The organism is Mycobacterium colombiense, assembly GCF_003284935.1.
GTDB classification, from domain to species: Bacteria; Actinomycetota; Actinomycetes; order Mycobacteriales; family Mycobacteriaceae; genus Mycobacterium; species Mycobacterium arosiense_A.
On the sequence record NZ_QMEV01000002.1, the window covers coordinates 146,229 to 166,132 of the forward strand.

Here is a 19,904-nt window from a genome sequence, read left to right on the forward strand (position 1 = left end):
CGGATGCACCCAGCGCCGTCGGTCGACCAGGGCCACGTTCGTCCACGGCACTATCCCCCTCGGTCTTGCTCCTATTTGGATGACGATCTGATGAGCCGGGAAATGCGCAATCACGTTCGCGACGAGCCGATCAGGCTGAGTTCCCGGCTGGCTTTTCGCTTACGTCGTTCATGAATCGTCGGGAACCAGCGATCATGCAACGACTAGGTCAAACAATTTGCACGACAATGGATTACTCACTGACTTACCCTGCATACGGAATCGGCAACGCGTCATCGATGTCGAGCGCAAGGGCTGACTGGCGCCGGCGATGACGTAGGCACGCTCATCGATAGCAGTTTCGGCGACCCTACGAAAGGGTACCGATAGTACTGTTGCGATACCGTTAGTTTCTTTCGATGTAGCGGAGACGGGGGATGGTAGATACCGGGTGGGTTTCGTCGGGCGTGGCCACCTTGAGCCGGCCCGTCCGAGAACAACTCCGCAAAATCACCGCTGGTGAGGGCGTCTACAGCGATCGACTAGCGCGCGTGGCGCGGTTCAGTATTCGGCACAAGGTGCTGGTCATCGGGGCGTGGGTGATGGCTGCCGGCGTCCTGGCCGCGGTGTTTCCGCAATTGGAAACCGTCGTGAAACAGCAGTCGGTAAATCTTATCCCCCCTGATGCGCCCTCGCTTCAAACCGTTGACCGGATGGGGATCGCATTCGGTGAGCAGGGGTCCAAGACAACTATCTTCGTCGCGGTAGAGGACCCGGCGGGTCTGAGTGTGCCGGTGCGTCAGCGTTACAACGCGATGGTGTCGCGGTTACGTGCGGACTCCAAGCATGTGCGACTGGTTCAGGATCTGTTAGCCGACCCAGTTACTGCCGGTCAGGCGGTGAGCCAGGATGGTAAGGCCTGGTATCTGCCAGTCGGGGTGGCGGGCACGCTCGGTGATCCCAGGGCGGCAGAATCCGTCCAGGCGGTGCGGGCTATCGCCGCGCAGTCGTTTAGCGGTACGGCCACGACGGTCCGCATAACCGGGCCTCCCGCGACGTTTAGCGATCAAATCGATTCGGCTGAACGGGATTTGGTTTTCATCTCCGTTGTGACCACGGGATTGATCGCGCTGATTTTACTGCTCATCTATAGGTCATTGTTTACCGCGTTGCTACCTCTTCTGGTGATCGGTATCAGCCTTGGGGTAGGCCGCGGAGTGCTCTCGGCGCTGGGCGAAGCTGGAATGCCGGTGTCGCAATTCACCATCGCGTTCATGACGGCGATTCTGTTGGGTGCCGGCACTGATTATTCGGTGTTTTTGATCAGCCGTTACCATGAGCAACGCCGCCAGGAAGTCTCGCCCGACCTCGCGTTGATCAATGCAACCGCCACCATCGGGCGCGTGATTCTGGCTTCCGCTGCGACTGTGGCGCTTGCGTTTTTGGCCATGGTGTTTGCAAAACTGAGCGTCTTTGGCGCGCTGGGCCCGGCGTGCGCGATAGCCGTGTTCGTCGGAGTCGCGGCCACTGTGACATTGTTCCCACCGGTGTTGGCGCTCGCCGCCAAACGCGGCATCGGCGAGCCCAAAGCCGACCGCACACGTCGCTACTGGAACTGGATCGCGGTGGCCGTAGTCCGCCGGCCTGGCCCACTGCTGGTCGCGAGCCTGGCGCTTGTGTTAGGGCTAGCGGCTGTGGCGCTCACTATGCGCATGAGCTACGACGACCGCCAAGGCCAGCCGTCCACGACCGCCAGCAATGAGGGTTATCACCTGCTCGACAGGCACTTTCGCAAGGATGTCGTCATCACGCAGTTCATGGTCGTCGAATCACCGACCGATATGCGCACCAGTAAGGGCTTGGCCGACCTGGACGAGATGGCGTCTCGCGTGGCGCAAGTGCCGGGTGTCACCAAAGTCGCGGGCGTCACCCGTCCGACGGGGGCGCGACTGGACCAGGCGCAGCTTTCTTGGCAAAACGGCCAGATCGGAAACAAGATGGCCGATGCCGTCGCCAAAGGAGACGCCCACAAGACCGATCTCACCAAACTCACCGGTGGTGCCGACCAACTCGCTGCCGGCCTGGCACAACTTGACACCACCCTGCACGCAGCGCTGACTCCGCTGACCGGGATCCTCACCCAAGCCCAATCCAGCGGATCGCAATTTCAGCGCTTTCACCCTCTGCTGCAGCAACTTTCGGCCACCACACCGACTATCGACCAAGCAATCCGAACCGGGCCTGGGCTACGCCAAGAAGCGCAAGAAGCCCAGAATGCGATCGCTACCATCGACCCGTTGGTTGATGCGCTCAACACCTCCCCCTGGTGTGCCACCACACCCGAGTGTGCCCAGATCCGTGACCAGGTACGGATCTTGGTGACCTTGCGCGATGGCGGCTTTTTCAGTCAGCTCGCCAACCTCGGCGATTTGTACCAGCCGGGCGCCAATAACGCGGGGGGCACCGTGGCAGACCTGCAGAACACGGTCAACTCACTGGACAAGGCCTTCGGAGCGCTCGGCGATCCCGCCGACATGACCGGCAACATCGCCCGCCTCCAACATGGCATCAGCCAGCTCGCGTCGGGGGCACAAGCCTTAGCCACCGGTGTGCACACCCTCGCCGACAGCAACATCGAAATGTTGTCCGGCATGAGTCAGATCGCAACCCAGCTACAGAATTCCGCGCGGACCAGCGCCGGTTCGGACAACTCCAGCGGTTTTTACCTGCCCGCTAACGCCTTCGAGAATCGCCAGTTCTCCGATGTGGCAAAGCACTTTCTATCCGCCGACGGCAAGACCGCCCGCTTCGCCATCGAATCCAACTACAACCCGTACAGCAGCGAAGCGATGAACCTCGCACAGAAGATCACCCACGTTGCCGATGCCGCACGCCCTAACACCTCGCTGGCGAACGCCAAGATATCCATGGCCGGCTTCCCCGCCGTCAATTCCGATATCCAGCGCCTCCTGTCGGCCGACTTTCATCTGCTGGCTATCGCCACACTCGTCATCGTCGGGTTAATCCTCGTCGTCCTCCTACGCGCTTTGGTTGCTCCGCTCTACCTGCTCGGCACGGTCGTACTCAACTACGGGGCCGCACTAGGCATCGGGACACTCGTCTTCCAATACGGCCTGGGCAAGGAAATCGCATGGCCCGTACCGCTTCTGGCGTTCATCATCCTGGTCGCGGTAGGTGCCGACTACAACATGCTCCTGATCTCGCGGTTACGCGAGGAATCCGCTCACAACATTCGCGTCGGGGTGCTGCGTACAGTCGCAAACACCGGCTCAGTGATCACCTCCGCCGGGCTCATCTTTGCAGCCAGCATGTTCGGCCTGATGGTCGGATCGGTCGCGATCATGATTCAAGCCGGACTCATCATCGGTTGCGGCCTACTCCTGGACACCTTCGTTGTCCGCACTCTGACCGTTCCCGCGATCGCCACATTGCTCGGTGAGACCAGCTGGTGGCCTCAACGGAAGCACACGGCCCAACGCGGCAGAGCACGCTGACGATGACGTGCCACCCAAGGGGACTGGGTAGCGTGACCGGCATGGACTTCGTCCGCTTCGATGACCGAATCGCAGACCAGATGCTCAGTGCGGCAGCACTGCGGGCCGGTTGTTGACCTACCTGACCTTGCGCCACAGCCAGCTAACGGGTCTGCTGCACGATCGGGGACAGTTTTGACCTGGCCCACCGTTTAGGTTCCAGATTCACTGACTAACTGACAGCCTCTACGGAAAGGCTTACAGGCATGCCTCGTGCTTATCCTGCCGAGTTCCGTGCCCGCGCGATCGCGCTCGTGCGGCAAGCGCAGGAGACAGCGCACGATCTGGGCATTCACCCGGTCACGCTGTCGAAGTGACTCAAACAAGACGACATCGACGCGGCGTCCGCCCCGGTGTCCCGACAAGCGAATCGGCCGAACTGCGCGCTGCTCGGCGCCGGATCCACGAGCTGGAGACCGAGCTGTCCATCGTGCGCCAAGCCGCCAAGTTCTCGGGTGAGGACATGTCCCGCCCAAAAGGCTCTACCCGGTGATCGACCGACTCGTCGACGCCGGGGCACCCGTAGACCGCTGCTGCAAGGTCCTTGGCATTACACGGCAGAACTACTACAAGCACAAACGCACACCGACCACCCCGACCCAGCTGCGCCGCCACTGGCTGACCGGACTGATCCGCGAAGTCCACGTCGCCTCCCGCGGCACCTACGGCTATCGCCGCATCCACGCCGAGGTCACCCTAGGCATGGGTATCACGGTGTGCCCGCGCACAGTGTCGGTCCTAATGACCCGCGCGGGCATCTACGGGCGCCCGGACCGACCCGCCTCAAACGGTTGCGCGGGGTCGTCACCACCGATGATCTGGTCAACCGCAAGTTCCACCGGCTTCGCCCAAATGAGCTGTGGGTCACCGACATCACCCAACACTGCACGTGGGAAGGATGGCTGTACTGCTGCGCTGTCCTTGATGCGTTCAGCCGCCGTATCGTCGGGTGGTCCATCGATTCGCGGGCCGATTCCACGCTCGTGGTCAACGCACTCGATATGGCCATCCGCAACCGCCGCCCACCCGCCGGCGGCATTGTCCACGCAGATCATGGAACCCAGTTCACCTCATGGGTTTTCGGCGAAAAGATCCGTGCCGCTGTACTCGTTCCATCCTTCGGCACAGTCGGCGACGGGCTCGACAACGCCATGATGGAAGCTTCAGGTCCTCCATGCCGATCGAACCGCTCGACCGCAGAGAATGGCACACCCGCGTCGAGCTGGCCAACGCGATCTTCGACTACCTCGCGATCTTCCCCAACCGCCAACGCCGCCACTCAGCCCTGGGCTACCGCACCCCGATCGAATACGAACTATCCTTCACCAACGACACACTCACCGCCGTCAGTTAGCCACACCACTGGAACCCAACAGGTAGGTCAGGTCAAGATGTCACCTGTTCATGCAGCAGACCCCTACGCCCTCCGTCCTGGGCATAGAGATTCAGCTAGTAACTGAGTCGTCGTCCTCCGTCGGAAGATCGTGCCGAACCGCTCGAACTCGGCCCCGGGGCAGACACGCCATGTAGCCGTGGCGTTTGCCATACAGTTCCCATGCGGTCGCGGCTGCGTCCGGCGAGACATCGATGCGGTGTCCCCCGGAGAACTCCAGATGCAGCGACCCGTCATCGTCGAACCAGGCCCGCGTGCATACCGCTCCGGCCAGGTCCAACAATGTCCGCTCTTCGGGCGAAAGGTGGACGGGGTCGATCAATACCTCTTCCTCGGGCCAGGCGCCTATGGCAGGAAGCGTTAGTCGCATCGGTCGGGAGATTACGAGCTCGCTGTAATCGTCGAGATCGAGTACCAGGCCTTCGTGCAGTGAGACTCGCTGAACAGTGCACTGCTCGATCCACTGTGTGGGCATAGCCGCCCCCTTCGACTCGTCAGCGAAGCCACACTTATAGTACCTATAGTATCGCAGCGATACGGTCGGTATTGCTATAAATCGGCGGCACCCGCCCGCACATCAAGAAGAAGTCGCATAGCTCGGTCGATGCACTCGCGTGACTGCTCCGCTGTCGCCCGGCCGCCGACGAAGGCCATCAAGTTGGCCAGCCAGATATCAATGATGAGCCCGGCAACCTGCCGCTCATGAGGCCTTGGCGTGCCACCACTAAGCGCCCGCGCCAGCATGCATTCGATGAGATCGGCGGCATGCTGCGCCGCCAGCGCTTCATCGGTGCCAGCAATAACGAATGCGCGAACCACCGCCTCGGTGAGCTTCACATTTTGCTGCCATTCGTCGTGAAGCCGGCGAGTCAAGGATTCCAATCGCCGGATCGGGGACGCCGCACACGTGCTCCAGTCGCGTTCTTGATCCAGCCGCACGAACTCACGGGCGAGTAACGTCACCAACAGGTGGGTCTTCGACGTGAAATGGTCATAGACCGACCCGACCCTAACGCCGGCTTGCTTGGCGACCGATTTGAAATGGACCGCCTTGAAGCCGCCCAACGTTGCGACCGCACGGGTGGCATCGAGGACTGCTGCGCTGCCCGCGGTGTGCGCCCCTGGAAGAGACATCGCGGCCTCTACCTCAGCGAACAAGACGAACACCTCTACTCGGGGATGAGCCTAGCAAGCTGATGCTTGCGGGTCGCCCTTTCTCAGTGGGATGTCGACAACCGGGACAGCACCAAGAATGGCAGGTGCGAGCGCATTGTCTGGTGAGGGATTTAGCGAGCGCCGAATTTGCGCCGGGCCGAACCGGTGTGGAACCTGAGCCCGATTGGCGGACGCCCGTGGCCGCGGCTGCTCGCGGATATTCTTGAGGCGACGGCCATTTCAGTGCAATCGGCGTCGCCTGCCTTGGCCCCCGACATCGCGACACCAGCAAGAGAGTCCCCTAGTACTGTCGGTTTCGCTACGCTACTGTTCGTACCATAATGCAGAAAGCAGCCTGAACGTCTGCGGGGGCAGTTAGCGTGGCCGTAGGCCGGTAAACAAGACGTCGTGGATTGTTCGCGCGATCAGATCTTCGTTGAGCGCATCGTCTGTGATGAGGTAGGTCAGCGCGCTGGTGGTGACCGCACCGAATAGGGCGATGGCGGCAGCTCTCGGCTTGTCGAGTGCCACGAGTGAGCCGTCGGCGGCGCCCGCGCGAAGCAAAGTTTCGACGGGTTCGAAGTAGGCAGTGCTGATCATGTCCCCGATGACGGGCATGCGGGCGGCGCGGCCCAGTTCTCCGATGAGGGCGCGACAGACAGCGGGCCGCTGGGCCATCACGCGCAGTTGGGCGCTGATGACGGCGTGCAGGCGTTGGGCTGCGTCGCCGTCTGCCTCGACGATCGCGGTGACTTCGTGCGCGACTTGTTGTAGGGCGTCTTCGAGCAGGAAGGCGAGTATTTCTTCTTTGCCGGCGAAGTAGTAGTAGAGCGTGGCCTTGGCGATGCCCGTGGTCGCGGCCACGTCTTCGATCTTGGTGTCATTGAGCCCGCGCTCGGCAAACAGTTCGGCCGCAGCCGGCAACCGGTCGGCAATCTGACCGGGAATCTTACGCATGAACCCTCCCCTCGGTTTAAACTCTCAGTTTAAACCGATGTTTTGCAGAGCGGCGGGAGACGCTATGTCGACGGTTCAGCTTCGATACGACCCCTTCGACGCGGAAATTCAGGACGACCCCTACCCCGTCTACCGGCAGCTCCGCGACGAGGCACCCGTGTACCACGCCCCAGATACCAACACGTGGGTGCTTAGTCGCCACGCAGATGTCATCAGCGCGCTGCTGGACCATCACAGCTACTCGTCGGTCGACGGAGTATTTCCGACTCCACCTGGCTCGGCCATGCGCCGGTCGCTGCTTCCCATGATGATTTTGATGGATCCCCCGCGGCACGACCAGCTGCGGGCTTTGGTGAGCAAGGCATTCACCCCGCGGCGGATTGCAGCTCTGACGACCGGGGTCGAGAACCTCGCCGACCACCTGACGGCCGGTCTGATCCAGGAAGCAGGTTCGGCCGATTTCGTCGCCGAGTTCGCAGCTGTACTACCGGCGATGGTGATCGCTGATTTGCTCGGTGTGCCGCGCGAGGACCGCACACAATTTCGACAGTGGTCGAACGCGCTGGTGCAGTCTGATCCCACCCACGGCGAGACCGGTGAGGCATTGGCAGCCGCGGCCGCGATCTATGGCTACTTCACCAATTTCCTCGCCGACCGCCGCAGCCAACCCCGCGACGACTTAATGTCAGCGTTGGTGTGTGCCGAGATCGACGGAAAGCAACTTAGTGACGACGAGCTGCTTGGCTTTTGCCTGCTGCTGCTGATCGCGGGACATGAGACGACGTCGAATCTGCTGGCCAACTCCGCGGTGGTACTGGCCGAGTATCGCGACATCCGACGTCGGCTGGCCGGTGATGAGACCTTGCTCGGGGCAGCTGTTGAGGAGCTGCTCAGGTATGACTCACCGGCGCAAGGACTTTCGCGAACGTTGACCCGCGACGTCACAGTGCATGGCGTCAGGATGTCCGCCGGTGAATCAGTGCTGTTGTTATTCGGCTCGGCCAATCGCGACGAACGCGTGTTCGCTGATCCCGACGTGTTTGACATTGGGCGCAAACCCGAACACCAAGTGGCATTCGGCCGGGGTATTCACTTCTGCCTCGGCGCGTCGTTAGCGCGGATGGAGGCCCGGATTGCCTTGCGCGCCCTGCTGGCCCGCGTGCCCAATTGGGAGGTCGACCTAGAGCGCGCGCAGCGCCTGCGGTCGGGACCCATCCGAGGTTATCTGTCGTTGCCGATCTCCTGGTCGCCAAATTAGCCGCGCCGCGTACTAGTCGGAACGGCCGCTGCGGCAAGGACGTTTACGGGCGGCGGGTCGTTGTGCGAGTCCATCGGCCTGGCGGCGGTGCGCGGAGGAAGTCGTCGACGATGCGCTCACAATCACGACGACTCGATGGCCCGCAGCCCGGTCAGTCTAGCGACGCCGCCGGCCCCACTGACGTGAGCCCGCTGAGGTGGTCCAGTGGCTGTGGGACTTTGTCGCCCGGTCTGCGGGCAAGGAAGATCAACCACGACATGGTATCGAATAAGCGCCGGCGACACACGCCGGATCAGATCATCCGCAAGTTGGCCGAAGGCAACAAGCTCCTCTGCCGAGAACGCCGGCTCAAGAAGCTGGTCGCCGACCAGGCCATCGACATCGACATGCTCAAGGAGATCTCGGCGGGAAACTCCTGACCCCGAACCGCAAGCGTAGTGCCGTTTCGGTCCTGCGTGAGCGGTTCGGGGTGTCTGAGCGTCGTGTCTGCACGGTTGTGGGGCTACATCGTTCCACGACGCAACGTGAACGACGAGTTCACTCGGAGGCGCTGGCGATCCAGGTGGATCGCTCCATCGATGCCGACAGCGTCGTCGATGTTGGATTGCTTGGCCCTCACGCACTATGTACGCTTCGACAACGGTCCTGAGTTCGTAACACGCGCCGTGCGTGATTGGTGTCGATTCAACAATCCTGTTGCGGCGGAGATTCCGCCGTAGGGTGACACCAATAAGCCCAGGGCACATCAGAGCCTCCGGGATTTCCAGGGCGATTCACCCGTCGGCGGCGCTGTGCCGGCGTTGGTGATTGTCGAAGGTGTAGCACCAGTCGATAACCACAGCCTGCGCTGGGAGAGTGACATGGAAACTATTGCGGGACAGCACTTCCCATTCAGCGAGGAGAAGAACGCCTCCTTAGCGGCATTGTCGAAACACGATCCCACCCGGCCCATCGACTGCCGAATCCCCAACTGTCGGCACAGCGTGGTGAACGCGTGTGCGGTATAGGTGCTCCGCGGTCGGTGTGACTTCGGTCGGGCTCATCTTTGCCGCCAGCATTCGGACTCATGGTCGGTTCTTTCGCCATCATGATCCAAGCCGGATTCATCATCGGCTGCGGCCTACTACCGGATACCTTCGTCGTTCGCACCCTCACCGCCCCCGCGATCGCCACGCTGCTGGGCGAAGCGAGCTGGTGGCCGCAACACAAACGTCAGGAAGCGTGAGACGCCTCGATTTCAGTTGGCATTGCGCGCATCAGGGACCCTCATCCGAGTCATGCTCGCGGTGGCCGCCGACTGACCGAATAAGCCTGTCAAAGAGCTCGCCGAAGCTGGCGATGTCTCCGTGAGCGGCGAAGTGTTCGGGCTCAACGGCGATGAAGATCGCTGTAGCAGTGAATCTAGTGATGCCATCTTTGCCGACTCCCTCGCCCTGCACGTGCAACGCACGTCTATGCCGAGCGCTGATGCGTGCGGTAATGCGGTGGGTTTGATGAAGCGGAACCGGCGCCAGATACTCGACGGCGAGATTGCGCGTGACCGCGGGCGTGCCTGCGATCCATAAGGTGAAGCCCAGTAGGTCGTCGCATGCAGCCGCGATCGCCCCGCCGTGTGCCAGGCCGGGCGCACCGATATGGCGCTCATCGAACGTCACATCGGCATACACCTCATCGCGCAGCCGGTATACCGCCAGCCTCAGGCCACTGGGATTCTCGGGTCCACAGCCCATGCAGATGGGCGTGTGTGCCGGCAATCGATGTGGAGCGGTCGGATCAGGAGGATCGATCATCAGAGCCTCGCTTCCCACACGGATGTAGCGGCAATTACTCTCCAAAACAAGCCATGTTTCATACCGCTCAGCGAGGTATAGCGAACGCCGATTGGCACAGGGCAGCGCCGAATCACCGCGAGTGACACTTCGCTGCGATGCCGCTGGCGGCATACCGCCGTAACTCGGGTCTCGTCGCCTCACGAAGGTCGAACACCGTCAGGCGGCCATTCATCGACGCCGTCTTCGAGCGGCACATCCAACGATCGCAGTAGGGCGGAGAACAGGCGCCAGTTCCCGATCGCCGCGACGAGTTCGACGAGTACGGCCGCGTCCGCGTCGACCGCACGCTCACAAGCCGCCCATGTCTCATCAGATATTGTTCCCTCCAGTAGTGTCTCGTCGGTTGCCGCGAGCACAGCACGTTCGGCATCGCCAAAGTGGGTCACGCTCGGCCAGTCTCGCACGGCGAGCAGGTCGCGCTCGGGCACATCGAGTAGGCGGGCAACTCTCCAGTGTTGCGTCCATTCGTAGACCGAACCGGTGACCCAGGCGATTCGCATGATGATCAGCTCCCGCAGACGCGCATCCAGCACACCCCTCCACAGCAATGCCTCTAGCAACCCGTTTAACGCAGCCGCCACGCCGGGCTGATGCAGGGCGATTCTAAAGACCGACAATTCCGCCATCGCTTCGGGAATTCCGCACTGAGCGGCACGCTTCCGCGCATCGGTCAGGCCGAGCATCGCAATGCGCTTTCCACTACCCACGGTCGGTCCTTTCGGTCATACGCCACTTGACGCTGTCACGCATTCGGTACGAAAACGCTGTGCAGCGCCGGGATCGTGCCCGACTCGGCGCCGGCCAAGACATCGAGCAGTCGCGGTAAGCCCCCGAACCCGGTGACGTTCCGGGACAGTTCATCGAAGGGCCAACGCCCGGAGACGAGTAACTCGATCGCGCTGCGGTAGGCGGGGTAATCGACGCCCAGCGAGCCGAAGACGCGTAATTCTTTGAAGACAAGGAGGTCTGGCTCGAAGCCTGGTGCTCCGCCACCGCCGCGGGTGCCGGCGACCACCACGCGCCCGCCTGGCCGAGCAAGTGCGACGGCGTCAGCAAACGCACCTGGCGCTTTGGCGGTGACGTCGACGACGACGTCTGCGAGCTGACCGGTCACTCGTTGCAGGGCCTTGACCGGGTCTTCACGGGTCACGTCAATGGTCAGGTCCACGCCGAACTTGCACGCTGCGGCTAACCGCGGCCGATCGCGAGGCCCGAGTCCGGTCATAGCGACGAATGCCGCTCCCGACTCCTTCGCTGCTACGGCCGAACAGATGCCTCGAATGCCCGGCCCTAGGACTGCGACGACGTCGCCCGACCCTGTATCCGGCAGCGTGGCAGCCCATTTGATTCCCGCACCCAGCGGGTTGAACAACGTAGCGACAATCGGGTCGAGTCCGTCTGGAATCGACAACAGCATGGAATCGAACGGCAGGTGCAGGTGCGTTGCATACCCTCCCCACAGGCCGGGATCGATGTTTACATCGACAAAGCCGAACATCGTGGCCAGACCGTTGCGCGAGCACCTGCGATACTCATCTTGGCGGCACGCGTCGCACTCCCGGCAAGATCGGAAAACCTCGACCGCAACCCGATCACCTGCCGACACGCCCCAACGCGCGCTTGCGGCGTCACCGACTGCGTCAATGACACCGACGATCTCGTGCCCGGGGATGAAAGGGAAGCCCGCCGACAGGTGACCGCTGTACTGCTCGTGATCGGTTCCGCAGAGCCCGCACGCCTCGATCCGAAGGACTCCGGAGTCGCCGTCGACGGGCGGCACTGGCAAAGTGCGCCGCTCAAGAGCGCGCGGCTTGCTCAGCACGAGCGCGTCGGCCTTCATGGCAGTTCGAATTCGACGTGCTGGTCGCCTGGCCGTAACCTGATATGCCGTCCGACAAACATCTGTTTCGACATTTCCTTCGCCACCTTCGCATCGTCGTTGCGAGCCGCGACGCGCCGGCCGTCGGGTAGACGCGCGAGAACGGGCACCCACGAAGGGCCTTCGTCGCGGTCGTGTACCACCGTGTAGCCATCGATCGTTGCCCTACCGGATGCATCGGCGGCAGAAGCGACCGGAAGCGCAGTCGCATCAATCGCGGCCTGCGCTTCGGCCATGTCCGGTGTCTGCCACCCCGTCGGCGGCGGCGTCGCCGACCATAATCCCAACGAGTGCTTCGTGATATACCAACCTAATCCGGAGACCAGTCCTAGGGCGGCCGGTTCGCTTCGGCAGCGCCGAACCATCTCCGCAATCGAGTGGCTGACATAGTTGTTACCCGGTCCTCCGTGATAGGGCAATCCACCGGTCACCGTGAACCCGCGTGAATCCGCTGGATCGAGATCGAGTGCATCGATGGCAACTTCGACCGCCGAAGGGAAGCAGGAGTAAAAATCGAACCATCCGATGTCATCGGCGGAAAGGTTGCAGGCAGCTAGGAGCGCCCGTCCGGCAGCGCGAATTCCCGCGGACCGACTGAGATCGGGCCGCTGAACCGGAAAGTACACGTCGTTGCAAGTGGCCGCGCACCAGGGGAAAACCCATCGGTCACGAGGAACACCGATTTCGTCGGCGAGTTCGGCAGCCATCATGACGAAGGCGGCCGCCATATCGACGGTGATAATGCTGTTGAGCAGCTTGGGATATGGCTCGCACACCATTCGGTTAGTTGGCGACACCGAGCTGAGCTCACTGGCAGTGCGCGCGCGCGGAAACCATGCCTGGTCGGGATGCCTCGATGCTTCGAGGGTGAAGGGGGCCATCAGGCTTCCCAGCCAGCGGCGCTGCTCGTCGAACGTCCGACCACATCGAGCCGCGATGGCGGATTCGAAGATCGGGTACACCTCGTGCGGCCAACGCAATCCAGCGCACGTCTCGGCCGCGCTCAGACCGGGGCGAGTATCGCCAAGTGACTCATCCTGCGCATCAACGGATTTCGGACCGGGCAGCACACGGCCAGAATTGAGCCTGCGGGCTGACGCGCCGCTTTCTGCTCCAACGACCAGCACCGCGTCTCCCATACCGCGCGAGATGTGGCCGCCGAGCACCTCAACGCGGTACTGAGGCGTATTACCGCCAACCGGACAACTGATGCGGCGGGTTGGCGCCAGCCCAGCCGCTTCGGCAATCCTTGACGCAGGGTTGTCACGCGGAATCATCAAGATCCCCGGTGTCGCCACCGTATCGATCCGATGCCCGATAGCGGCGCCCGAGTCCTGCAACGCTCGACGCGCAGCTTCGGACGCCAAATCGATGGGATCCACGACGCTATCGTCGCGGTGTGTGATCTCACCAACCCCGACGACAACCGGAGTGCGCGGTGCAATCGCCAACGGTCAGGTCGCGTTCATCGTCGACGTCTTCTGTGCGACATATTTGCGATATTGTCACACAGATCGCCGTCCGACAACTGGTCGGTTCGTCAGTCTCCGATCGGTCCGAGGCTGCATACTTGCATCGTGATGAAGAAATCGTTGCGCTGGGGCACGGCAACGCCCGCGAGCCGTGACGTCGCCCGAGACCTCCTGCTCGACGCCGCCGAAGCGTGCCTAGAGGGCAAGGGCCCGGCGGGCACCACGATGGAGGACATCGCTAGGCAGGCGGGGGTGTCCCGCGCCACGGTGTACCGCTACTTTCCGAGTCGTGAATCCGTCATTTCCGGTGTTATCCTGCGGTCAGCCGAACGCTACCTCCGCCGCATTAGTGGGCGGATCGCGGCGCATACCGACTTAGACTCGGCGATACTGGATTTCGTCGAGGTTACACTCCGCGCGGCCCACCATGAACCGATAATCGGATTGCTATTCGGCAGTGACGACGAACTCGCCGGCGTAGGGCTGGCCAAAGGCACGTCGGTGGCTTTGTTCGAACTCGTCGCCGAGTTCCTTCGCCCTGTCTTCGCCGCGCACTGGGATCAACTTGAGCGTGGGGTGTCGGTCGACGACGCCGCCGAATGGATACTGCGGGCCATCCTCAGCCTCCTCACGGTCGAAGGCCCAAGACACCGCAGCCCGGAGGGCCTCGATACTTTTTTACGACGATTCCTGCTTCCTCCTCTGCTCACCAGCACGCGGTCTTGCGTTGATGCAACAAGTACGGAGTAATGTCTCATTAGTGTCAGCAGTATCGGTGAACGATGAGGGGCTCCAGACATGAAGTTCGAGCAGTTCAGCCAAGAGATTGCCGACGAGTTGCAGAATGCTGCGGCAACCGCGGGTGGGCTGTCCAGCTACTTGGAATTTCGCCACACCGAATTCGCCGCAGGACGTCTGGTTGTGGAGATGGATGCTCGGGACGACCTGATGACCCCGTTCGGCAATCTCCACGGCGGATGCTTGTCGGCGATGGTAGACCACTGTCTGGGCGTGGTGTTCTATCCGGTTATCCCAGCGGGATCATGGGTTGCCACAACGGAATTCAAGCTAAACCTGCTGCAGCCCGTGTCGAGCGGAGTGTGCGTTGCGGTCACCGAGATCATCGCGCTGGGCAAGCGTAGCGGTGTCGCCAGAATCGATGTCACCAACGCGGGGCGCGCGGTATGCGCTGCTCAGGGAACCGTGACGGTGGTTAGTCCTAGGGGGAATTCCGGATGATGGCAAGACTGAGCACGAGTGCCTTCCGAATTGGCTACCACGGCCTAATCAAATGACCGTTACCTGCGAGCGAATCCGCACCGAAGACGGCGTCACCCTCACAGCGGATTTCTACCGACACAACACCGCCCGCGCCGTCGTACTTCTCCTGCATGGTGGTGGTCAAAACCGCCACGCTTGGACCACCACGGCGCGCCGGTTGCATGCGCGCGGTTACACCGTCGTCGCCTACGATGCCCGAGGCCACGGCGATAGCGGGTGGGACCCGACTGGGCGATACGAACTCGCAGGACTCACGTCCGATTTGCTGGCTGTGCGCGAACACGCGAGTGACGACCGTCCGCCGGTGGTCGTTGGTGCGTCGTTGGGCGGCATGACCATTTTGGGAGCCCACCTGCTGGCACCAGCCGATTTGTGGTCAGCAGTCGTTCTTGTCGACATCACCCCGCGAATGGAGCTTCACGGTGCGCGACGTGTTGTGTCTTTTATGGCCGCCCATCCCGACGGATTCGGCACGCTCGACGACGCGGCCGACGTCATCGCCCAATACAATCCGCACCGCGCCCGTCCCGAAAGCCTGGACGGACTGCGAAAAGTGTTGCGACAACGCGACGATGGCAGGTGGATTTGGCGGTGGGATCCAGCATTCATCACCTCCAATTTTCAGTTCCTGCAAGGTGACCCCGAAACTGGTGCCGAACAGTTCGACGCCATCACCGAGCTGCTTGTTGAGGGTGCCCGTCGCGTGCAGGCTCCTACCCTTCTTGTGCGCGGCCTGCTCTCGGACGTGACGTCACAGCACGCGGTCGATGAATTCCTCGACGTTGTCCCCCACGCCGAAACAATGGATGTCTCCGGCACCGGCCACATGGTTGCCGGGGACGACAACGACGCCTTCACTACCGCCGTGGCCGGTTTTCTCGACCGCACGATGAGGACTTCGGCGTGAGGACTGATTAGCGGTCGACTCGCCGAAAAGCGGCTTCCTCAATCAAACACGTGCCGTCGCCAGGCCCGTGGGCTCGCGCCCTGCAGACGGCAAATAACACACTTGGCGCCCTTGACGATTCACGACCTACACCGCAGGTAGCCCAGCTTTGCCCGGCCCGGTCCCCTTGGGCCAATCTTCGCTACGTCCAGAAGACCATGGGGCACTCGAACCGACCGTCACGGTGAACATCTACAGGGATCGTTACTTCGATGAACTCGTCCAACCAGGCGAACGGACAGGAACCGGACAAACCAAAACATCCATAGAGGGCTGTCGCCCGGGTCCGTGCTGTTCAACGCTGGTGGCCAGGGGCGGGATCGAACCGCCGACCTTCCGCTTTTCAGGCGGACGCTCATACCGACTGAGCTACCTGGCCGGAAGGCAGCGAGTGCCTCGCCGCGCTTGGCGACCCTGACGGGACTCGAACCCGCGACCTCCGCCGTGACAGGGCGGCGCGCTAACCAACTGCGCCACAGGGCCTTGCTGCTGCTCCGCGTCACCGCGTCGCGTACCCCCAACGGGATTCGAACCCGTGCTACCGCCGTGAAAGGGCGGCGTCCTAGGCCACTAGACGATGGGGGCCAGAACCGAATCACTCCGGGGTACTCGCAACGTGGTTTCGTTGGGAGCCACGTCAGCTTAGGTCACGGCGTGCCCAATCCTCAAACGAGCCTCGTTTTCGGTCCAAGTATCCTGAATCTCCGCGGCCCCTATAGCTCAGTTGGTAGAGCTACGGACTTTTAATCCGCAGGTCCTAGGTTCGAGTCCTAGTGGGGGCACCAAAACGCGCACGACCCGGCCCGTGCGCGCAGGAATGACGGCTCATCGCCCGAGCACCGCGCTGCTGTAGGTGACATCGGCGAAGGCCGCGGCGACGTCGTCGTCGGCGTAGGCAAACGCGTTGGCGGCATGCAACTCGGCGATGGTCTGCGATGTGGTCTGCCAGCCGCGCCGGCCGAGGTGGTCGACGATGTGGCTGCGCTGCCCGTGATACACGAGATCGTTGAAGTCGATCTCGAACCCGAGTTCGCTCATCCGGTCGTGATGGGCACGCCACCGCGGGTCGGTGAAAACGGCGGTGTCAGGCACGAATTCGAACGCGAGGCGGCTGTCCGGGGCACTCAGGTCGGTGATGTTGTCGAACAGCGCGTCCTGGGCGTCGTCGGGCAGGTACACCACCAGGCCCTCGGCGCTCCACGCCGAGGGCGCCTGCGGATCGAATCCGGCCGCCCGCAGCGCCGCGGCCCAATCGTCGCGCAGATCGATGCCGACGGTGCGGCGCTCGGCCGTCGGCTCGGCTCCCAGGTCGCCCAGCGTCAGCGTCTTGAACTCGATCACCTCCGGCATGTCGACCTCGTACACGATCGTCCCGGCAGGCCAGGGCAGCCGGTAGGCGCGGGAGTCGAGGCCGGACGCAAGGATGACCACCTGACCGATGCCGCTGCGGGTCGCTTCCAGAAAGAATTGGTCGTAGAACCGGGTTCGGCACGCCATCCCTCGCGCCATCCGCTGCGGATCGAACTCCGTGGTACCGCCCGGCGCGATTTCACCGTTCACCAGCCGCACATAGACGTCGATGCCGACCGCCCGCACCAGCGGCGCGGCATAGGGGTCGTCGATCAGCTTTGCGTCCGAAGACAGCGCCCGCTGCGCGGCCACCATGGTCGCCGTCGCCCCGACACTGGTCGCAAGATCCCAACGATCACGTTCGGCGCGCGCCATGGTGCCCCCTTAAACCGGGCCAGGAAAAAGATAGACAATCTAGTTAGTATCACAGTGCCGCGGTCCGGTGCGCGGGACTACTCTGCGAGTTATCTGCTCCCGTTCCATCCCGGAGGGCCCGTGACCGATTTCGCCCAGCGGACGATCGACCTGGCTCGCCGGAACGTGGCAGACGGGGGCCGCCCCTTCGCGACGGTGATCGTCCAGGACGGCGAGGTGCTCGCCGAGAGCGCCAACAAGGTGGCCCAGACCAACGATCCCACCGCCCATGCGGAAATCCTCGCCATCCGGGAGGCCTGCATGAAGCTCGGCACCGAGCACCTCGTCGATGCCACCATCTACGTGCTCGCCCACCCGTGCCCGATGTGCCTGGGCTCCCTGTACTACTGCTCGCCCAAAGAAGTGGTGTTCCTGACCACGCGCGAAAGCTACGAGCGGTACTACGTGGACGACCGCAAGTATTTCGAATTGTCCACGTTCTACGACGAATTCGCGAAGCGATGGGACCAGCGCCGCCTGCCGATGCGCTACGAGCCCAACGACGAGGCCGGCGCGGTCTACCGGTTCTGGAACGAGCGCAATGGCGGACGCCTGGCGACGGTCGTCCCGTCCTGCTGAACCGGGTCCTTGGCAGCTGGACCGGTCTTCGCTAATATTTGCGTATGCATGCAGATAGTGGCAGAGGGCGGCTGCCGGACGACCAGGCCAGCCTGGTCGTCGAGGTCTTCCGGATGCTGGCCGATGCCACGCGCGTGCAGGTGCTCTGGTCGTTGACCGACCGCGAGATGTCGGTCAACGAACTCGCCGAGCACGTGGGCAAGCCGGCGCCGTCGGTTTCCCAGCACCTCGCGAAGCTGCGGATGGCCCGACTGGTCCGCACCCGCCGGGAGGGCACGACGATTTTCTACAGCCTGGAAAACGACCACGTTCGTCAACTCGTCATCGACGCGGTGTTCAACGCCGAACACGCCGGCCCGGGCGTTCCCGGTCACCATCGCGGCGACGGCGGGCTGACGGCCGTCACCGAAGCGTCCCGCCCGCCGAACCGGCGGCACAGCGCCGCGCGCTGAGCGAGCATCAGCCACAAGGCATTTCACCCAAGGAGAGAACAGCGATGAGCGAACAGCACACCCACGACGCGCCGCACGCGCACGAACACCAGCACGGCGATGTCACCCACGCCCACGCGCACACCACCCACGAGCATGAGCACGTCGAGCACGAACACTCACACGCTCACGCCGACGGGACCGAACACAGCCACGCCCACGTGCACCAGGCGGGCCTGGAAGATGTCCACGGTCATGCCCACGCATAGCGCGACCGGCGCGGCAGCAGCGGCTCAGGAGACCACCGGGCAGTAGTGCTTGGGGTTGCCGCGCTCGTCTTCGGGCGGCAGATTGCGCGCAGGGGTCTGCACCAGCGGCGCATCGAGGGGGATCCGTCCGCTCGCCCGGTCCAAACCGGCGCGGGCCCGCGGGTGCTTGCGGTATCTGCTTGGCACCAAGGCGAACACCCCGCGAACGAGGTCACCGAAGCGCCGATGCAACCATTCGTCGCGGCGTGACCACCGATAGCCCATCAGCTCGCGCACCGGCGGGTCATACAGCCCGACGGTCACCCAGACGAAAAACGGGGCAAGCAGTTTGCGCTGCGCCGCCCATAGCGTGTCCGGAATCCATTGCGCGAAAGGGGGTTTCGGTAGCTCGGTGAGATCGAGCACGGCCCGGGCGGCCCAATTGCTCTCCAGCACGTTGCGGCACATGTGGTCCCAGTAGACCTGGAACTCTTCCCACGACTTGGGTACCGGCCGCATGCTCATGCCGTACATCCGATACCACTCGACGTGTTCGTCGAACAGCTGGCGCTTCTGCTCCTCGGTGATTCCGCCGCAGAATCGTTCGGCGACGTGAATGGTGCCCATGAAGAAGGTGGAGTGCGCCCAGTAGAAGACGTCGGGGTACAAGGCGTGGTAGCGCCGGCCCTGTTCGTCGACCCCCTTGATGTCGGCGTGGTAGTCGCGAACCTCGGCGCCGGTGACGGGCGCGCGTTCCCCGTCGAAGACGACGCCCCCGATGGGATACAACGAGCGCAGCAGGCGCGGCCAGCGCTCGCGGAAGAACGTGGAGTGATCGATGACCGCCGCGCCCAGCTGCGGGTGCATGTTCTGCATCGATCCCGCCCAGGGGCCCTGCAGCATGCCCCGCCAGTCGCCGAAGTACCGCCAGGTCAGCGAGTCGGGTCCCAGCGGTGCCGGTGGCGCGTCGTATCCCGCCGGCGATACCGGACAGCCGCCTGCGACGCCGCCGGACGCGTCGGTCGGCCCGGCCGAAACCGACTGCTCAGCGGTGGCGACGCCATCGCTGCGCGCTACGTCGCTGGTCAGGGGGCACGATGCGGACGTATCTTGAGTCACTATTGAATCCCTGCAGGTATCGTGGAAATTCTGACTACAACCGTTGTCAATTTAGAG

The 19,904-nt window shown here is 62.9% G+C and carries 17 protein-coding genes, 4 tRNA genes and 4 pseudogenes; 12 read left to right on the forward strand and 13 right to left on the reverse strand.

The window, feature by feature from the left end:
• Positions 1 to 416 precede the first annotated feature (416 nt).
• Together DQP57_RS01775 and DQP57_RS01780 are read left to right on the forward strand one after the other, a co-directional pair.
• Positions 417 to 3,494 (forward strand): RND family transporter, encoded by a 3,078-nt coding sequence (locus DQP57_RS01775; RefSeq protein ID WP_205869003.1) that lies wholly within the window; start codon positions 417 to 419, stop codon positions 3,492 to 3,494.
• Between the two features lie 245 nt (positions 3,495 to 3,739).
• Positions 3,740 to 4,887 (forward strand): annotated as a pseudogene (locus DQP57_RS01780) (IS3 family transposase).
• A gap of 91 nt (positions 4,888 to 4,978) precedes the next feature.
• Here DQP57_RS01780 and DQP57_RS01785 read toward each other — a convergent pair.
• The 3 genes from DQP57_RS01785 to DQP57_RS01795 all read right to left on the reverse strand — a co-directional run bounded on the left by DQP57_RS01785 (position 4,979) and on the right by DQP57_RS01795 (position 7,038).
• Positions 4,979 to 5,401, reverse strand: coding sequence for a DUF6188 family protein (locus tag DQP57_RS01785; protein ID WP_112631150.1), 423 nt, complete (start codon positions 5,399 to 5,401; stop codon positions 4,979 to 4,981).
• Positions 5,402 to 5,475: 74 nt separating this feature from the next.
• A complete protein-coding gene (locus DQP57_RS01790) occupies positions 5,476 to 6,084 on the reverse strand; it encodes a TetR family transcriptional regulator (RefSeq protein ID WP_240631645.1) in 609 nt (202 codons plus the stop codon).
• A gap of 372 nt (positions 6,085 to 6,456) precedes the next feature.
• Positions 6,457 to 7,038, reverse strand: coding sequence for a TetR/AcrR family transcriptional regulator (locus DQP57_RS01795; protein WP_112631152.1), 582 nt, complete (start codon positions 7,036 to 7,038; stop codon positions 6,457 to 6,459).
• A 64-nt stretch (positions 7,039 to 7,102) separates the two neighbouring features.
• On the opposite strand from DQP57_RS01795, the gene DQP57_RS01800 reads away from it, so the two are divergent.
• Both DQP57_RS01800 and DQP57_RS01805 read left to right on the forward strand, forming a co-directional pair.
• Complete coding sequence (locus tag DQP57_RS01800; RefSeq protein WP_112631154.1) at positions 7,103 to 8,296, forward strand: cytochrome P450; 1,194 nt, start codon at positions 7,103 to 7,105, stop codon at positions 8,294 to 8,296.
• Between the two features lie 257 nt (positions 8,297 to 8,553).
• Positions 8,554 to 9,012: pseudogene (locus DQP57_RS01805) on the forward strand (hypothetical protein); the annotation flags it as partial.
• A gap of 57 nt (positions 9,013 to 9,069) precedes the next feature.
• Here DQP57_RS01805 and DQP57_RS27590 read toward each other — a convergent pair.
• Positions 9,070 to 9,322 (reverse strand): annotated as a pseudogene (locus DQP57_RS27590) (IS3 family transposase); the annotation flags it as partial.
• Between DQP57_RS27590 and DQP57_RS01815 the strand changes: the two are divergent.
• Positions 9,320 to 9,521, forward strand: a pseudogene (locus DQP57_RS01815) (MMPL family transporter); the annotation flags it as partial. The pseudogenes DQP57_RS27590 and DQP57_RS01815 sit on opposite strands and share 3 nt — an antisense overlap.
• Positions 9,522 to 9,552: 31 nt before the next feature.
• Here the strand turns inward: DQP57_RS01815 and DQP57_RS01820 are convergent.
• From DQP57_RS01820 to DQP57_RS01835, 4 genes are all read right to left on the reverse strand, one after another.
• The gene (locus DQP57_RS01820) at positions 9,553 to 10,086 is read right to left on the reverse strand and encodes a PaaI family thioesterase (RefSeq protein WP_112631249.1); all 534 of its coding nucleotides are present in this window, start codon (positions 10,084 to 10,086) and stop codon (positions 9,553 to 9,555) included.
• A 179-nt stretch (positions 10,087 to 10,265) separates the two neighbouring features.
• Positions 10,266 to 10,811 (reverse strand): carboxymuconolactone decarboxylase family protein, encoded by a 546-nt coding sequence (locus DQP57_RS01825; RefSeq protein WP_112631158.1) that lies wholly within the window; start codon positions 10,809 to 10,811, stop codon positions 10,266 to 10,268.
• A 59-nt stretch (positions 10,812 to 10,870) separates the two neighbouring features.
• Positions 10,871 to 11,968 (reverse strand): zinc-dependent alcohol dehydrogenase, encoded by a 1,098-nt coding sequence (locus DQP57_RS01830; protein WP_112631160.1) that lies wholly within the window; start codon positions 11,966 to 11,968, stop codon positions 10,871 to 10,873.
• Positions 11,965 to 13,458 carry an acetyl-CoA acetyltransferase gene (locus tag DQP57_RS01835; RefSeq protein ID WP_112631162.1) on the reverse strand — a complete coding sequence of 498 codons (1,494 nt, stop codon included), beginning with the start codon at positions 13,456 to 13,458 and terminating at the stop codon, positions 11,965 to 11,967. The genes DQP57_RS01830 and DQP57_RS01835 overlap by 4 nt, the downstream gene beginning before the upstream one ends.
• A gap of 129 nt (positions 13,459 to 13,587) precedes the next feature.
• Between DQP57_RS01835 and DQP57_RS01840 the strand changes: the two genes are divergently transcribed.
• Genes DQP57_RS01840 through DQP57_RS01850 form a run of 3 tightly spaced genes read left to right on the forward strand, consistent with a single transcriptional unit; the run spans position 13,588 to position 15,667 of the window.
• The gene (locus tag DQP57_RS01840) at positions 13,588 to 14,229 is read left to right on the forward strand and encodes a TetR/AcrR family transcriptional regulator (protein WP_205869005.1); all 642 of its coding nucleotides are present in this window, start codon (positions 13,588 to 13,590) and stop codon (positions 14,227 to 14,229) included.
• 48 nt (positions 14,230 to 14,277) lie between these two features.
• Positions 14,278 to 14,718 (forward strand): PaaI family thioesterase, encoded by a 441-nt coding sequence (locus DQP57_RS01845; RefSeq protein WP_090609845.1) that lies wholly within the window; start codon positions 14,278 to 14,280, stop codon positions 14,716 to 14,718.
• A 52-nt stretch (positions 14,719 to 14,770) separates the two neighbouring features.
• The gene (locus tag DQP57_RS01850; RefSeq protein ID WP_112631166.1) at positions 14,771 to 15,667 is read left to right on the forward strand and encodes an alpha/beta fold hydrolase; all 897 of its coding nucleotides are present in this window, start codon (positions 14,771 to 14,773) and stop codon (positions 15,665 to 15,667) included.
• Positions 15,668 to 16,008: 341 nt separating this feature from the next.
• Here the strand turns inward: DQP57_RS01850 and DQP57_RS01855 are convergent.
• The 3 genes from DQP57_RS01855 to DQP57_RS01865 form a co-directional block, all read right to left on the reverse strand.
• A tRNA-Phe gene (locus tag DQP57_RS01855) sits at positions 16,009 to 16,085 on the reverse strand.
• 27 nt (positions 16,086 to 16,112) lie between these two features.
• Positions 16,113 to 16,189, reverse strand: a tRNA-Asp gene (locus DQP57_RS01860).
• Between the two features lie 29 nt (positions 16,190 to 16,218).
• Positions 16,219 to 16,291 (reverse strand) — tRNA-Glu (locus tag DQP57_RS01865).
• A 124-nt stretch (positions 16,292 to 16,415) separates the two neighbouring features.
• On the opposite strand from DQP57_RS01865, the gene DQP57_RS01870 reads away from it, so the two are divergent.
• A tRNA-Lys gene (locus DQP57_RS01870) sits at positions 16,416 to 16,491 on the forward strand.
• A gap of 40 nt (positions 16,492 to 16,531) precedes the next feature.
• On the opposite strand, the gene DQP57_RS01875 is transcribed toward DQP57_RS01870, so the two are convergent.
• Complete coding sequence (locus DQP57_RS01875; protein ID WP_112631168.1) at positions 16,532 to 17,431, reverse strand: class I SAM-dependent methyltransferase; 900 nt, start codon at positions 17,429 to 17,431, stop codon at positions 16,532 to 16,534.
• A gap of 120 nt (positions 17,432 to 17,551) precedes the next feature.
• On the opposite strand from DQP57_RS01875, the gene DQP57_RS01880 reads away from it, so the two are divergent.
• From DQP57_RS01880 to DQP57_RS01890, 3 genes are read left to right on the forward strand one after another with little or no spacing between them, the layout of a single operon-like run.
• Positions 17,552 to 18,049, forward strand: coding sequence for a nucleoside deaminase (locus tag DQP57_RS01880; protein WP_112631170.1), 498 nt, complete (start codon positions 17,552 to 17,554; stop codon positions 18,047 to 18,049).
• A 44-nt stretch (positions 18,050 to 18,093) separates the two neighbouring features.
• Positions 18,094 to 18,501, forward strand: a complete 408-nt coding sequence (locus DQP57_RS01885) for an ArsR/SmtB family transcription factor (protein WP_112631172.1) — start codon at positions 18,094 to 18,096, stop codon at positions 18,499 to 18,501.
• A 44-nt stretch (positions 18,502 to 18,545) separates the two neighbouring features.
• A complete protein-coding gene (locus DQP57_RS01890) occupies positions 18,546 to 18,749 on the forward strand; it encodes a zinc transporter Slc39a7 (protein ID WP_112631174.1) in 204 nt (67 codons plus the stop codon).
• A gap of 24 nt (positions 18,750 to 18,773) precedes the next feature.
• Here DQP57_RS01890 and DQP57_RS01895 read toward each other — a convergent pair whose 3' ends face one another.
• Positions 18,774 to 19,847: an oxygenase MpaB family protein gene (locus DQP57_RS01895; RefSeq protein ID WP_112631176.1), complete on the reverse strand. Its 1,074-nt coding sequence runs from the start codon at positions 19,845 to 19,847 to the stop codon at positions 18,774 to 18,776.
• Between the last annotated feature and the right edge of the window lie 57 nt (positions 19,848 to 19,904).

What these genes read in the sequence shown, in the direction of transcription:
- DQP57_RS01830 (WP_112631160.1), bottom strand. Translation starts at nt 11,968, where the DNA reads ATGAAGGCCGACGCGCTCGTGCTGAGCAAGCCGCGCGCTCTTGAGCGG.
- DQP57_RS01850 (WP_112631166.1), top strand. Translation starts at nt 14,771, where the DNA reads ATGACCGTTACCTGCGAGCGAATCCGCACCGAAGACGGCGTCACCCTC.
- DQP57_RS01795 (WP_112631152.1), bottom strand. Translation starts at nt 7,038, where the DNA reads ATGCGTAAGATTCCCGGTCAGATTGCCGACCGGTTGCCGGCTGCGGCC.
- DQP57_RS01785 (WP_112631150.1), bottom strand. Translation starts at nt 5,401, where the DNA reads ATGCCCACACAGTGGATCGAGCAGTGCACTGTTCAGCGAGTCTCACTG.
- DQP57_RS01825 (WP_112631158.1), bottom strand. Translation starts at nt 10,811, where the DNA reads ATGCTCGGCCTGACCGATGCGCGGAAGCGTGCCGCTCAGTGCGGAATT.
- DQP57_RS01875 (WP_112631168.1), bottom strand. Translation starts at nt 17,431, where the DNA reads ATGGCGCGCGCCGAACGTGATCGTTGGGATCTTGCGACCAGTGTCGGG.
- DQP57_RS01885 (WP_112631172.1), top strand. Translation starts at nt 18,094, where the DNA reads ATGCATGCAGATAGTGGCAGAGGGCGGCTGCCGGACGACCAGGCCAGC.
- DQP57_RS01775 (WP_205869003.1), top strand. Translation starts at nt 417, where the DNA reads ATGGTAGATACCGGGTGGGTTTCGTCGGGCGTGGCCACCTTGAGCCGG.
- DQP57_RS01800 (WP_112631154.1), top strand. Translation starts at nt 7,103, where the DNA reads ATGTCGACGGTTCAGCTTCGATACGACCCCTTCGACGCGGAAATTCAG.
- DQP57_RS01840 (WP_205869005.1), top strand. Translation starts at nt 13,588, where the DNA reads ATGAAGAAATCGTTGCGCTGGGGCACGGCAACGCCCGCGAGCCGTGAC.
- DQP57_RS01845 (WP_090609845.1), top strand. Translation starts at nt 14,278, where the DNA reads ATGAAGTTCGAGCAGTTCAGCCAAGAGATTGCCGACGAGTTGCAGAAT.
- DQP57_RS01890 (WP_112631174.1), top strand. Translation starts at nt 18,546, where the DNA reads ATGAGCGAACAGCACACCCACGACGCGCCGCACGCGCACGAACACCAG.
- DQP57_RS01820 (WP_112631249.1), bottom strand. Translation starts at nt 10,086, where the DNA reads ATGATCGATCCTCCTGATCCGACCGCTCCACATCGATTGCCGGCACAC.